The organism is Streptomyces pactum, assembly GCF_002005225.1.
Taxonomy (GTDB): domain Bacteria; phylum Actinomycetota; class Actinomycetes; order Streptomycetales; family Streptomycetaceae; genus Streptomyces; species Streptomyces pactum_A.
Genome location: NZ_CP019724.1, coordinates 3,794,832 through 3,808,264, shown reverse-complemented (window position 1 = coordinate 3,808,264; position 13,433 = coordinate 3,794,832). Strand labels below are relative to the sequence as shown.

12 protein-coding genes and 1 pseudogene are annotated in these 13,433 nt (G+C 72.1%); 9 read left to right on the top strand and 4 right to left on the bottom strand.

Going from position 1 to position 13,433, the window contains the following annotated elements:
- Nucleotides 1–31: 31 nt before the first annotated feature.
- The 6 genes from mqnE (at nt 32) to B1H29_RS15805 (ending at nt 5,508) form a co-directional block, all read left to right on the top strand.
- Nucleotides 32–1,195 carry an aminofutalosine synthase MqnE gene (mqnE, locus tag B1H29_RS15830; RefSeq protein WP_055418502.1) on the top strand — a complete coding sequence of 388 codons (1,164 nt, stop codon included), beginning with the start codon at nt 32–34 and terminating at the stop codon, nt 1,193–1,195.
- A 206-nt stretch (nt 1,196–1,401) separates the two neighbouring features.
- Nucleotides 1,402–2,052, top strand: a complete 651-nt coding sequence (locus B1H29_RS15825) for a UdgX family uracil-DNA binding protein (protein WP_055418501.1) — start codon at nt 1,402–1,404, stop codon at nt 2,050–2,052.
- A gap of 16 nt (nt 2,053–2,068) precedes the next feature.
- The gene (locus tag B1H29_RS15820) at nt 2,069–2,593 is read left to right on the top strand and encodes a GNAT family N-acetyltransferase (RefSeq protein ID WP_055418500.1); all 525 of its coding nucleotides are present in this window, start codon (nt 2,069–2,071) and stop codon (nt 2,591–2,593) included.
- Nucleotides 2,594–2,744: 151 nt separating this feature from the next.
- Nucleotides 2,745–3,044: a DUF4229 domain-containing protein gene (locus B1H29_RS15815; protein ID WP_055418499.1), complete on the top strand. Its 300-nt coding sequence runs from the start codon at nt 2,745–2,747 to the stop codon at nt 3,042–3,044.
- 316 nt (nt 3,045–3,360) lie between these two features.
- A complete protein-coding gene (locus B1H29_RS15810; RefSeq protein WP_055418498.1) occupies nt 3,361–4,674 on the top strand; it encodes a dicarboxylate/amino acid:cation symporter in 1,314 nt (437 codons plus the stop codon).
- 60 nt (nt 4,675–4,734) lie between these two features.
- On the top strand, nt 4,735–5,508 hold the full coding sequence (locus tag B1H29_RS15805) for a TetR/AcrR family transcriptional regulator (RefSeq protein WP_055418497.1): 774 nt from the start codon (nt 4,735–4,737) through the stop codon (nt 5,506–5,508).
- Here B1H29_RS15805 and B1H29_RS15800 read toward each other — a convergent pair.
- Together B1H29_RS15800 and B1H29_RS15795 are read right to left on the bottom strand one after the other, a co-directional pair.
- The gene (locus B1H29_RS15800; RefSeq protein ID WP_055418496.1) at nt 5,496–6,371 is read right to left on the bottom strand and encodes a MaoC family dehydratase; all 876 of its coding nucleotides are present in this window, start codon (nt 6,369–6,371) and stop codon (nt 5,496–5,498) included. The genes B1H29_RS15805 and B1H29_RS15800 overlap by 13 nt on opposite strands.
- Nucleotides 6,371–7,666, bottom strand: coding sequence for a 3-oxoacyl-ACP reductase (locus tag B1H29_RS15795; RefSeq protein WP_055418495.1), 1,296 nt, complete (start codon nt 7,664–7,666; stop codon nt 6,371–6,373). Before B1H29_RS15795 ends, B1H29_RS15800 begins: the two co-directional genes overlap by 1 nt.
- 98 nt (nt 7,667–7,764) lie before the next feature.
- Here B1H29_RS15795 and B1H29_RS15790 point away from each other — a divergent pair, with 98 nt between their 5' ends.
- Together B1H29_RS15790 and B1H29_RS15785 are read left to right on the top strand one after the other, a co-directional pair.
- A complete protein-coding gene (locus tag B1H29_RS15790) occupies nt 7,765–9,051 on the top strand; it encodes an acetyl-CoA C-acetyltransferase (protein WP_055418494.1) in 1,287 nt (428 codons plus the stop codon).
- Nucleotides 9,052–9,300: 249 nt separating this feature from the next.
- Complete coding sequence (locus tag B1H29_RS15785; RefSeq protein WP_055418493.1) at nt 9,301–11,229, top strand: AMP-dependent synthetase/ligase; 1,929 nt, start codon at nt 9,301–9,303, stop codon at nt 11,227–11,229.
- Between the two features lie 15 nt (nt 11,230–11,244).
- On the opposite strand, the pseudogene B1H29_RS15780 reads toward B1H29_RS15785, so the two are convergent.
- Both B1H29_RS15780 and B1H29_RS15775 read right to left on the bottom strand, forming a co-directional pair.
- Nucleotides 11,245–11,888 (bottom strand): annotated as a pseudogene (locus B1H29_RS15780) (class I SAM-dependent DNA methyltransferase).
- A gap of 130 nt (nt 11,889–12,018) precedes the next feature.
- Nucleotides 12,019–12,222 carry a cold-shock protein gene (locus tag B1H29_RS15775; RefSeq protein WP_003974443.1) on the bottom strand — a complete coding sequence of 68 codons (204 nt, stop codon included), beginning with the start codon at nt 12,220–12,222 and terminating at the stop codon, nt 12,019–12,021.
- Between the two features lie 291 nt (nt 12,223–12,513).
- Between B1H29_RS15775 and B1H29_RS15770 the strand changes: the two genes are divergently transcribed.
- The gene (locus tag B1H29_RS15770) at nt 12,514–13,362 is read left to right on the top strand and encodes a menaquinone biosynthetic enzyme MqnA/MqnD family protein (RefSeq protein ID WP_055418492.1); all 849 of its coding nucleotides are present in this window, start codon (nt 12,514–12,516) and stop codon (nt 13,360–13,362) included.
- Nucleotides 13,363–13,433 lie beyond the last annotated feature (71 nt).

Below are 13,433 nucleotides of genomic sequence, written 5' to 3'. Positions count from 1 at the left end.
TTACGGAGTCTGTCTCAGAAAGAGGTATCGCATGGACGCCGGGCTCAAGCGGGAGCTGGAGCAGAAGGTCCGCTCCGGGGAGCGGCTGACCCGCGAGGACGGCATCGCGCTGTACGAGTCGGACGACCTGGCCTGGCTCGGCGGCCTCGCGCACGAGGTGCGGACGCGCAAGAACGGCGACGTCGTCCACTTCAACGTCAACCGCCACCTCAACATGACCAACGTGTGCACCGCCTCCTGCGCGTACTGCTCCTTCCAGCGCAAGCCGGGGGAGAAGGACGCGTACACGATGCGCATCGAGGAGGCGGTGAAGCTCGCCAAGGCGATGGAGGGCGAGAACCTCACCGAGCTGCACATCGTCAACGGCCTGCACCCGAACCTGCCGTGGCGCTACTACCCGCGCTCGCTCAGGGAGTTGAAGGCCGCGCTGCCGGACGTCTCGCTGAAGGCGTTCACGGCCACCGAGATCCACCACTTCGAGACCATCTCCGGGATGTCCGCCTCCGAGATCCTCGACGAGCTGATCGACGCGGGTCTGGAGTCACTGACCGGCGGTGGCGCGGAGATCTTCGACTGGGAGGTGCGGCAGCACATCGTCGACCACCGCACCCACTGGGAGGACTGGTCGCGCATCCACCGCCTGGCGCACGAGAAGGGGCTCAAGACGCCGTGCACCATGCTGTACGGCCACATCGAGGAGCCCCGCCACCGCGTGGACCACGTACTGCGCCTGCGTGAGCTCCAGGACGAGACGAACGGCTTCCAGGTCTTCATCCCGCTGCGCTACCAGCACGACTTCGTGGACATGAAGGACGGCAAGGTACGCAACCGCCTCCAGGCCCGGACGCAGATGGCGACCGGCGCGGAGGCCCTGAAGACCTTCGCGGTGTCCCGGCTGCTCTTCGACAACGTCCCCCACGTGAAGGTCTTCTGGGTCATGCACGGCGTGCAGACCGCCCAGCTCGCCCTCCAGCACGGCGCCGACGACATGGACGGCTCGGTCGTCGAGTACAAGATCACGCACGACGCGGACGATTTCGGTACGCCGAACAAGCTCACCCGCGAGGACCTGCTGGACCTCATCCGCGACGCCGGGTTCCGGCCGGTCGAGCGCAACACGCGGTACGAAGTCCTCCGGGAGTACGAGGGGCCCGACCCCGCGCGTCGGGAGTCGCCGCAGCCGATGCGGGTCTGAATCCGCGCGGTCGTATTCCGGCCGCGGGCCGGTGGGGCCGCACGCGCAGTTCCCCGCGCCTCTTTCTGGGGCGTCCACTGGACGCCCCCGAAAGAGGCGCGGGGCTGTGTCGATGTGCGGCTCCGCCCCGTGGGCACGCACCAGCGACCCCCGCGCGGGTCGCGGCCGGCACGGGTCCCAAATGCCGCGGCGGGTACCCGCATCGCATGGCCGACACGTCAGCCCCTGAGGACGCCTACACCGCACAGCCCTTCGTCCCCGCCCGCGGCGGTCTCACCGCCCTGCGCCGCGCGGCGGCCGGCTGCCACGGCTGTCCCCTGCACAGGGACGCCACCCGGACGGTGTTCGGCGCCGGCAAGGCGCACGCCCGCGTCATGCTCGTCGGCGAGCAGCCCGGCGACCAGGAGGACCGGCAGGGCAAGCCCTTCGTCGGCCCCGCCGGGGGCCTGCTCGACCGGGCGCTGGCGGACGCCGGCCTCGACCCGGCTGACGCCTACGTGACGAACGCCGTCAAGCACTTCAAGTTCACCCGGTCCGAGCCCCGCAAACGCCGTATCCACAAGGCGCCCACCCTGCGCGAGACGACCGCCTGCGGCCCCTGGCTCGCCGCCGAGCTGGACCGCGTGGAGCCCGAACTGATCGTGGTGCTGGGGGCCACGGTCGGCAAGGCGCTGCTCGGCTCGTCGTTCCGGGTCACGCGGGTGCGCGGCACGGTGCTGGAGGAGGAGGTCCACGGGCGCCCTCAGCGGCTGGTGCCGACGGTGCACCCGTCGGCGGTGCTGCGGGCCGACGACCGGGAGGGGGCGTACCGGGGGCTGGTCGCGGATCTGAAGGTGGCCGCACAGGCGCTCGGGTAATGGTTACCATGGCTGTGTGTCCCTTACTTTCACCTTCGATCCGGCCGTCACCCCCGACCTCCGCGACGGCGTGCTCGACCTGTGGACCGACGTCTCCAACGCCGGCGGCTCCGTGGGCTTCGTGCCGCCGGTGACGCGGGAGGACATCCGCCCCGAACTGGTCAAGCACATGGTGGGCATGGCCGAGGGCCGCACCCGCCTGCTCGTCGGCCGCGACGAGACGGGCCGGGTGGCCGCCACCGCGTTCCTCGCCCTCAACTCGCACCGCCTGATGACCCACTGGCTGTGGCTCTACACGGTGATGGTCCACCCGCGCCACCAGGGCCGGGGCTACGGCCGGGACCTGATGGCCGCCGCCGCGGACGCGGCCCGCACCGTCGACGGCATCGAGGCGATCCGGCTCACCTGCCGCGGCGGCCTGGGTCTGGAGCGGTTCTACGCGTCCTGCGGCTACAAGGAGGTCGGCCGGGTGCCCGGCGCGATCCGCGTGGCGCCGGGCGACGACCGGGACGACGTCTTCATGCTGCTGTCGCTGACCTGAGCGCGCCGTCGGCCCGAGCGCGCCGTCGGCCCGAGCGCGCCGTCGGCCCGAGCGCGACCACCGCCGGATCCGACCCCGCTGCGAGATCGACGATCCGGCATGTTTCACTGGACAGTGCCTCTTTGTGCCAGAAACGGAAGAGTGGATTGAGATGCTCCGCTACACGCTGATGCGCCTCGGGATCTTCGTGGGCTGCCTCGTGGCAGTCTGGGGGCTCGTCTACGTCGGCGTGTTCCCGCGCGGCCTCGGCGACTCCAACGGCATGTGGATCCTCCTGCTCTCCCTGCTGATCTCGGCCCCCATCAGCTACGTCGCGCTGCGCAAGCAGCGGGACCAGGCCTCGGCCCAGGTCGTGACCCGCGTGGACCGCATGAAGGCCAACCTCGAGGCCAACCGCGGCCAGGAGGACTCCGCCGACGACACGGCACGCGCGCAGGGGCAGACCTCGTAACGTCCGTCACGCACGTGCACGCCCCGGTTTCTGAATTCACAGGAAACCGGGGCCATCTGCGTTTTACGGGCATGAGGCCTCTCCTGCCTCTCAAAGTGAGGCTTTGGGCGTCTCAAAGCACAGGTGTTAAAGTCGTGTGCATGAAGCACGCAGCCGCGCCCCACACACCGCCGAGCCTCGCGCTCGTGGCGCGCCTGCACGTGGACCTCTGTCGGTGCGCGTCCGCGAACTGTCGCCCCTGACGTTCCCTCCTCATCCGTCGTTCTCCACGTCAGCCCAGCGCGTCCGTCCCCCGCGTCCCGTCCCCCTACGGAGCTTGTCCGTGTCTTCCGTAACGAAGTACTTCAAGGTGCCCTTCTGGGCCCAGATACTCACCGGCCTCGTCCTCGGCGTTCTGCTGGGCTGGCTGGCCCGCAGCCAGGACATATCCTGGCTGGTCACCACCCTCGAGAAGGTCGGTGACACCTTCATCGGCCTGCTGAAGCTGGCCGTCGCACCGCTCGTCTTCTTCGCGATCCTGGTGTCGATCACCAACCTGCGGAAGGTCAACAACGCGGCCCGCCTGGCGTCCCGCACCCTCCTCTGGTTCATGATCACGTCGCTGATCGCGGTGGCCATCGGCCTGACCATCGGCCTGCTCACCAACCCCGGCGCCGGCACCGGCCTCACGCCGGCCGACGGCGCGAAGCCCGAGCACACCGGCTCCTGGATCGACTTCCTGACCGGCATCGTGCCGACCGACGTCATCACGCCGTTCACCGAGCTGAACGTCCTCCAGATCGTCTTCATGGCCGCCGTCGCCGGTATCGCCGCCCTCCAGCTCGGCGAGAAGGCCCAGCCGATCCTGAACCTGAGCGAGTCCGTCCTCGCACTCCTCCAGAAGGCCCTGTGGTGGGTCATCCGCCTCGCCCCGCTCGGCACCGTCGGCCTCATCGGCAAGGCCATCGCCACCTACGGCTGGGACCTCATCGGCAAGTACGCCACCTTCACCGCCGACATCTACGTCGGCTGCGCGATCGTGATGTTCGTGGTCTACCCGGTGCTGCTCGCCACCGTCGCCAAGGCCAGCCCGCTGCAGTTCTTCAAGGGCGCCTGGCCCGCGATCCAGCTCGCCTTCGTCTCCCGCTCCTCCGTCGGCACCATGCCGCTGACCCAGAAGGTCACCGAGCGCCTCGGCGTGCCCAAGGAGTACGCGTCCTTCGCCGTGCCGTTCGGCGCGACGACCAAGATGGACGGCTGCGCCGCGATCTACCCGGCGATCGCCGCGATCTTCGTCGCGCAGATCTTCGACATCCAGCTCGGCATCGGCGACTACCTGCTGATCGCCTTCGTCTCGGTGGTCGGCTCCGCCGCCACGGCCGGCCTCACCGGCGCCACGGTCATGCTGACCCTGACCCTGTCCACCCTGGGCCTGCCCATGGAGGGCGTCGGCCTGCTCCTCGCGATCGACCCGATCCTGGACATGATGCGCACGGCGACGAACGTTGCCGGGCAAGCGCTGATCCCGGTGATCGTCTCGGCCCGCGAGGGACTGCTCGACCGCAAGGCATACGGCGAGGCGCACAGCTCGCCGATCGACGAGCCGGAGCAGGAGAAGCAGGCGTCGGAGCCGGTCCCGGTCGCCGCCTGACCGTCGCCTTCGACGTGCTGACGTCCTGATCACCGCCGCACGGACCGTACGCTGATTCGCATGGGTGCTGGAAAGACCAAGCGGATGCCGCGTGCGGTCCGTGAGCAGCAGATGCTGGACGCCGCCGTGAGCGTCTTCGGCCGACGCGGATACATGGCGGCGTCGATGGACGAGATCGCCGAGCTGGCGGGCGTCTCCAAGCCGCTGGTGTATCTGTACCTGAACTCGAAGGACGACCTCTTCACCGCCTGCATCCGCCGCGAGGCCCGCGCCCTCACCGAGGCGGTGCGGGCCGGTGTGCGTCCGGGACTGTCCGCCGACGGGCAACTCTGGTCGGGGCTGCGGGCGTTCTTCACGCACACCGCGCGGAACCCGGACGCCTGGCGGGTGCTGCACCTCCACGCCCGTACCCATGGTGAGCGGTTCGCGGCCGAGGTGGCGGCGATGCGCGAGGAGATCGTCGCGTTCGTGACGGAGCTGATCGCCGCGGCGGCACGGGACGCGCACCGGGACCCGCATCTGCCCGAGGGGGAGGTCGCCGGGCTGGCCGAGGCGCTGGTCGGCGCCGCAGAGTCGCTCGCCGACTGGGCGGGCGCCACCGAGGGCGTCACCGCGAAGCAGGCGGCGGCGACCCTGATGAACTTCGCCTGGGCGGGCCTGGGCGACCTGATGAGGGGCCGGCCATGGTCCCCGCCGGAGGGGCCCGAGCCGGAGCCGCGGGCACCGGCGAGTCCGGCACGGGCGGCCCCGGCGCCGGCGAGTCCGGCACGGGCGGCCCCGGTACCCCCGGCACAGGTACCCCCGGCACCGGCGGCCCCGGTTCAGGCCGGGTAGGGCCCGACCTCGCCGGAGACGTGCAGCCGCCGACCCTCACCGTCGCGCAGTTCGAATCGCCCGTCCCCGGCCCCGTACGTCACCGTCCCCGGCAGCAGCACCGGCGCCCGGAACCGGGCCCGCGCCACGGCCGCGTCCGGCGTCCCGTGCTCGGCGAGGCACCGGGCCACGGTCCACATGCCGTGCGCGATGGCGCGCGGGAAGCCGAACAGGCGGGCGGTGAGCGGGTGCAGGTGGATCGGGTTGCGGTCACCGGACGCGGCGGCGTAGCGCCGTCCGACGTCGTGGGCGAGGCGCCATCGGGCGCGCTCGGGCAGGGGCCGGGCGGCCGGGTCGGCGGGTTCGCGCCCCTCCGCGGCCGGGCCCCCGGCCGTCCGGTGCCGGGCCAGGTACGTGCTGCGTGACTCCCACACGAGGTCCGCGCCGGCCCGTACCTCCGTCACGACCGTGGCCTCCGTGCCGCGCCGGTGCGGCGCCAGGCCCCCGACGTACGTGGTGAGTTCGTACTCGGCGGTCGCGGGCATGACGGCCCGCCGGGTGAGGTCGATCGACGTGTGGACGAGCCCGAGCAGCGGCAGTGGGAAGTCCCGGCCGCTCATCAGCCGCATGGTCGCCGGGAAGCCCAGGACGTGCGGGTACGTCAGCGGGAGGGCGTCCGCCCCGGTCGGCATACCGCACACCCTCTCGTACGCGGCCAGCCGCGCGAGGTCCACCCGCAGGCCGGGCAGTACCAGCCGGGTACGGGGGAACCCGGCGTCCGGGCGGGGGCGCTTGAGGGGCGACAGCAGGGCGCCGCGCAGGAGCAGCGGCGGGAGGGCGGGGACGCCGGTCAGCGTGGTGGTCGTGGGGGCCGTGGTGGTCATCACGCCCCCAGCAGGCTCTGGCCGCAGACCCGTACGACCTGGCCGTTGACCGCGCCCGAGGCCGGGTGCGCGAGCCAGGCGGTGGTCTCGGCGACGTCGACCGGCAGGCCGCCCTGGGCGAGGGAGTTCATGCGGCGGCCGGCCTCGCGGATGAACAGGGGGACCGCCGCGGTCATCCTCGTCTCGATGAACCCCGGCGCGACCGCGTTCACCGTCACCCCGTGCCCGGCGAGCGCGCGCGGCGCGAGGGAGCGGACCAGACCGACGATCCCCGCCTTGCCGGCACCGTAGTTGGTCTGGCCCGCGTTGCCCGCGAGGCCCGCGATCGAGGCGGTCGCCACGATCCGGCCGCCCCGGTTCACCGCCCCCGCCGCGAGCAGCGCGTCCGTGGTGCGCAGCACGCTCGCGAGGTTGACGTCGAGGACGGAACTCCAGCGTTCGGCGGGCATGTTGACCAGGCGCCGGTCACGTGTGATGCCCGCGTTGTGGATCAGGACGTCGAGTCCGCCGGGCAGGGCGGCGGCGATGCGGTCGCCCGCGTCGGCGGCGGTGACGTCGAGGGCGAGGGCGGAGCCGCCGAGGCGCTCGGCGACCTTCCGTGCCTCCTCCTCGGCCGGTGGCACGTCGAGGACGACGACGTGGGCGCCCTGTCCGGCCAGCGTTCCGGCGACCGCCGCGCCGATGCCGCGCGCGGCGCCGGTCACCAGCGCGGTGCGCCCGGCGAGGGGGAGGTCCCAGTCGTCGGGGGCGGTGACCGGGGTCTCGGCGGGACCGACCCCGATGACCTGGCCGCTGACGTAGGCGGAGGCGGGGGAGAGGAGGAAGCGCAGAGTGGACTCGGCGGCTTCGGCGTCGGTGAGCCGGACGAGGTTGACCGTCCTGCCCCGCCCGATCTCCTTGCCGAGCGAGCGCGTGAAACCCTCCAGCGCCTGCTGGGCGGCGGCCTGGTGGTGGTCGGCCGGGTCGAGCGGGGCACCGAGCACCACCACCCGGCCGCTCGCGGCCACGGACCCCACGACGGGGTGCAGCGCGGCGTGCACCCCGGCGAGCGAGCCGACGTCCCGGACGCCGGTCGCGTCGAGGACGACGGCGGCGGGGCGGCCGGTGTCGTCCGGGCCGAGTCCCGTGCGGGCCAGTACGGGGGCGAGGCCGAGGTCCGTCCGGCCGGCCGTGAGGTGCAGCAGGCCGCCGTCGAGCGAGCGGCGTTCGAGGGGGGCGGGTTGCGGCAGCCCCAGCCGGCGGGTGAGGAAACGGCCGGGCGCGGTGCCGGTGAAGCTCAGATAGCGGTCGGCCATTGTCCTGTCTCCCCAACGACTCTGTCGTGTCCACAGTGCTTACTCTGGAGTAAGGTTACCGGAGGTAAGCCTATGTCACGGGTGAGGAGCAGGTCGAGATGAGCCCTCTGGCACCGCAGCCGACGCGTCGCGTGGCCGTCATCGGCGGCGCACGCCTCCCCTTCGCCCGCTCCGACGGGCCGTACGCCACCGCCTCCAACCAGGAGATGCTCACCGCCGCCCTCGACGGCCTGGTCGAGCGCTACGGCCTGAAGGGGCCGGGCGCCGTGGGCGAGTTCGTCGCGGGCGCGGTCCTCAAGCACAGCCGCGACTTCAACCTCGCCCGCGAGACCGTCCTCGGCTCGGCCCTGGACCCGCGCACTCCCGCGTACGACGTCCAGCAGGCCTGCGGCACCGGCCTCCAGGCGGTGATCGCCGCCGCCAACAAGATCGCCCTCGGGCAGACCGAGTCGGCCGTCGCGGGCGGCGCGGACACGGCGAGCGACGCGCCCCTCGGCGTCAACGACACCCTGCGCCGCGTGCTGCTGGAGGCCCGTCGGGCGAAGTCCCCCGGCGCCCGGCTGAAGGCGCTGGCCAAGGTCCGCCCGGGCCACCTGGTCCCCGACATCCCGCGCAACGCCGAACCGCGCACCGGCCTGTCGATGGGCGAGCACGCCGCGGTCACCGCCCGGGCCTGGGGCGTCACCCGCGAGGCCCAGGACGAACTGGCCGCCACGAGCCACCGGCGGCTGGCGGCCGCGTACGAACGCGGCCTCTTCCAGGACCTGGTGATCCCCTTTCGGGGCCTGGCCCGCGACCAGAACCTCCGCCCCGGCTCGACGGTGGAGGAACTCGCCGCGCTGCGACCGGTTTTCGGCCTCCAGGGACCCGGCCCCACGATGACGGCGGGCAACTCCACACCCCTGACGGACGGCGCGGCGACGGTGCTGCTGGCCGGCGAGGAGTGGGCCGAGGCGCGCGGGCTGGAGCCCCTCGCTTACCTGACGGCGTACGAGACGGCGGCCGTGGACTTCGCCGGCGGTGATGTGGCGGGCGGCGAGGACGGGTTGCTGATGGCGCCGGCGTACGCGGTGCCGCGCATGCTGGAGCGTGCCGGGCTCGGGATCGAGGACTTCGACCTGGTCGAGATCCACGAGGCGTTCGCCTCCCAGGTGCTGGCCACGCTGGCGGCCTGGGAGAAGCGGGGCCTGGCCCCGGTGGACCGGGCCCGCCTGAACGTGGCCGGGTCCTCCCTCGCCACCGGCCACCCTTTCGCCGCGACCGGCGCCCGCATCGTGGCGACGCTGGCCACACTGCTCGCCGAGCGCGAGGGCCCGGGACGCGGACTGATCTCGGTCTGCGCGGCGGGCGGCCAGGGCGTCACGGCCATACTGGAACGAACGTGACCTACTGGCAGGTAACCCCCGAGACTGCACACCTCCGGCGCGGGACCATCCCGGAACCCGCACCAACTCCCCACCAGGGCCCCGTACGATCCCGGGACCGACCGCCGGTACCCCATGTCCGCGGACCCCGGCGATGAACGCCTCGGCGCCCGAGGCACGTACGTCATGCAGCCACGTCACGCAGCAAGCAGTGACAGCGAAGCAGTGACAGCAGAGCAGTCTCGCCGCTGCACGTCCCAGGAGCCGCCCGTGTCCACCCCGCTTCCCTCCTTCGCCGCGTCCGCCGCCTACGCCGACTCGCCCGGTCCCACCCTGGTGGCGCCCGAGACGCGGCGGCTGGACGGGGCCGTGCGGGAGGCGTACGTACCGCCGCTCGCCCCGCCGGTACGGCGCGGCTCGCTCGCCGACCTGCCCTTCGACAACGCGGCCGCGGTGCCGGGCCGGGTGGTCCTCAGCCGCAGGTCGCCGGACGGCGACTGGTCCGACGTGACGGCGGCCGGGTTCGCCGAGCAGGTGCTGGCCGTGGCCAAGGGCATGATCGCCGAGGGCCTGACGCCGGGCGACCGCATCGCGATCATGGCCCGGACGACGTACGAGTGGACACTGCTGGACTTCGCCGCGTGGGCGGCCGGGCTGGTCACCGTCCCCGTCTACCCGACCTCGTCCCTCTTCCAGACCCGCTGGATCCTTCAGAACTCCGGCGCGGTCACCCTGGTGACCGAGACCTCCGCGCAGGCCGCGGCCCTCGGTCCCGAGCTGGACCGCATCCCCGACCTCAAGCACCTGTGGGTCATGGAGAAGGGGCACGTCGAGCGGCTCGCGGAGCTGGGCGCGCGGGTGCCGGACGCGGAGGTCGAAGTACGCCGGGGCATGCTGAGCCCGAGCACGCTCGCCACCCTCGTCTACACCTCGGGCACCACCGGCCGCCCGAAGGGCTGCGCGCTGACCCACGGCAACTTCTTCGCCGAGGTCGACAACGCGATCGAGCTGCTCTACCCGGTCTTCAAGGCGAAGACGGGCGAGGAGCCCTCGATCCTGCTCTTCCTCCCGATGTCCCACGTCTTCGGCCGCATGGTCGCCGTGGCCTGCGTCCGCGCCCGGGTCCGCCTCGGCCACGCGCCGAGCCTGAAACCCAAGGACCTGCTCCCGGACCTGGCGGCCTTCCGCCCGACCTGCCTCCTCACCATCCCGTACATGCTGGAGAAGGTCTTCAACAGCGCCCGCGCCAAGGCCGAGTCGGGCGGCCGGGCCTCCGCCTTCGACCGCGCCGTCTCGGTGGCCGTGCGCTACGGCGAGGCCATGGAGGCCCGCCAGACGGGCGCGGGCGGCGGCCCGGGCCGCGCCCTGAGGACCGCCCGCTCCTTCTACGACCCCCTCGTCTACCGCAAGATCAGGTCCGCCATGGGCGGCCGGGTCCGGTACGTCATCTGCGGCGGCTCACCGCTCGGCCGCCGCCTGGCCGCCTTCTACGCCGGGGCCGGCATCGAGATCTTCGAGGGCTACGGCCTCACCGAGACCACGGCCGCCGCGACGGTGACGCCCCCGCTGAAGCCGCGCCTGGGCACGGTCGGCTGGCCGCTGCCCGGCACCCGCGTGCGGATCGCCGCCGACGGCGAGATCCTGGTCGCCGGCGACCAGGTCCTGCACGGCTACTGGGACCCGCAGGCGGGCGGTGTCGTCCAGGCCGCGCCCGACGGCTGGTTCGCCACCGGCGACATCGGCCGCCTGGACGACGAGGGGTACCTGACGATCACCGGCCGCAAGAAGGAGCTGCTGATCACCGCGGGCGGCAAGAGCGTGGCCCCGGCCCCGCTGGAGGACTGGCTGCGCTCCCACCCCCTGATCTCCCAGTGCATCGTGCTGGGCGACCGCCGCCCCTACGTCTCCGCCCTGTTCACCCTCGACCCCGACGGCGTCAGCCACTGGCGCCGCATGAACGGCAAGCACCCGGTGCCGCCGGAGCTGCTGACCGACGACGAGGAGGTCCTGGCGGTGCTCCAGCGCGCGGTGGACGAGGCCAACAAGCTCGTCTCCCGCCCGGAGTCCATCCGCCGCTTCGCCGTCCTGCCGAGGGACTTCACGGAGTGGGAGGGACACCTGACCCCGTCGATGAAGCTCCGGCGCGAGGTGATCATGCGGGACTTCGCGGACTCCGTGGAGGCGCTGTACGGGGGGTAGGAGCGCCGGCCGGTCTCAGCGGCGGGCGATCAGGCACGCCTGCGGCACCTTCGTGGAGGTGTCCTCCTCCTGCACCCGCACCGTCCGCGACAGCACCGTGAAGCCGGCCTGCTCCAGCAGCTCCGCCATCGGCCCGGGCCGCCGCCGCTGGAAGTCCAGGGCGACCGGGTGGCCGAACGGGCGGTCGGGGCGGTGGGGCTCGTCGCCGACCTGGAAGGCGAGGAGCAGATGCCCGCTCGGGGCCAGCACGCGCCGCACCTCCTCGAAGAGGTCCGGCAGCCGCTCCCACGGCGTGTGGATGGACGAGTACCAGGAGACGCCCCCGCCAGGGCGCCGTCGGGCAGGTCCAGCTCCAGCATGGAGCCCTGCTCGAACCGCAGGTCCGGGTTCTCGCGGCGGGCGACCGCGAGCATCGAGGCGGAGAGGTCGAGGCCGAAGACCCGCAGGCCGAGCGAGGCGAGGTGGGCGGTGACCCGTCCGGGCCCGCAGCCGAGGTCGGCCACCTGCCCCCGCGGCCCCACCAGCTCGGCGAAGGCGCCCATCAGCGCCCGGTCCAGCGGGGTGCCGGCGCCCGTGGAGCGGAAGTGGTCCGCGTAGTCCTCGGCGATGGTGTCGTAGAAGGTCCGGGTGGTGTCCAGGAAGCCGGTGTCGTCGGTCATGGCGGGACCCTAGTGGCAGGCACTGACAGCCCTGGTGGCAGGCACTGCCAGCGGGATTCACCGGGCACGCGGAAAGGGCAGGAGCCCCGTCGCCGAAAACGGCGCGGGGCTCCTTGGGTACTGCTGTCAATCAGACAGGAGTGACATTCTCCGCCTGCGGGCCCTTCGGACCCTGCGTGACGTCGAAGGACACCTGCTGGTTCTCCTCGAGGGAACGGAATCCCTGAGCGTTGATCGCGGAGTAGTGGACGAAGACGTCCGGGCCGCCGCCTTCCTGGGCGATGAAACCAAAGCCCTTTTCGGCGTTGAACCACTTCACGGTTCCGGTAGCCATAAGCCCTCCTTGGGCCCAAAGGGTTGCCCTGCTCCAGAACCAGCAAGTGTGAAGACTGGAATGCTGCACAACTGCATACGTCTGAGAACGACGAGAGCCCGCGGTCACATGCTCCGCAGGCTCTGTACTGCAAGGGAAACCAAACTGCAACTTGCTGTGAGCCTAGCACGCAGGCCCCCGAGCGCAACAGAGGTCAAGATCACTTCACCCGTATGTTTGAACGCCTCGGCCGTTCGGCTCACGCCGGGGGTCGGCGATGGGCGGATACCGGGGGAGGGCTAGCCTCGCGATGTGGACAATTCTCGCACCCGGCCGCGCGTCGGCCACATCCAGTTCCTGAACTGCCTGCCCCTGTACTGGGGGCTCGCGAGAACAGGCACGCTCCTCGACTTCGAGCTGACGAAGGACACCCCGGAGAAGCTCAGCGAGCGGCTGGTGCGGGGCGACCTCGACATCGGTCCCGTCACCCTGGTCGAATTCCTCAAGAACGCCGACGACCTGGTCGCCTTCCCCGACATCGCCGTCGGCTGCGACGGCCCGGTGATGTCGTGCGTGATCGTCTCGCAGGTCCCGCTGGAGAAGCTGGACGGCGCCCGCGTCGCCCTCGGCTCCACCTCGCGCACCTCCGTCCGCCTCGCCCAGCTCCTGCTGGCCGAGCGCTACGGCGTCACGCCCGACTACTACACCTGCCCGCCCGACCTGAGCCTGATGATGCAGGAGGCCGACGCGGCCGTCCTCATCGGCGACGCGGCCCTGCGCGCGAACATGATCGACGGCCCGCGCTACGGCCTCGAGGTGCACGACCTGGGCGCGCTGTGGAAGGAGTGGACGGGCCTGCCGTTCGTCTTCGCGGTCTGGGCGGCCCGGCGCGACTACGCGGAGCGCGAGCCGGTCATCACCCGCAAGGTGCACGAGGCCTTCCTCGCCTCCCGCAACCTCTCCCTGGAGGAGGTCGGCAAGGTCGCCGAGCAGGCGGCGCGCTGGGAGGCCTTCGACGAGGAGACCCTCGCGAAGTACTTCACCACCCTCGACTTCCGCTTCGGCACCCCGCAGTTGGAGGCGGTCACCGAGTTCGCCCGCCGCGTGGGCCCGACCACCGGGTTCCCGGCGGACGTGAAGGTGGAGCTGCTCCAGCCCTGAATCACCGGGGCCCTGGTGGGGGCGGCCCACTACCCTGCTTCCAGGTACCGGCGTACGGGGGAGGGGTGGGC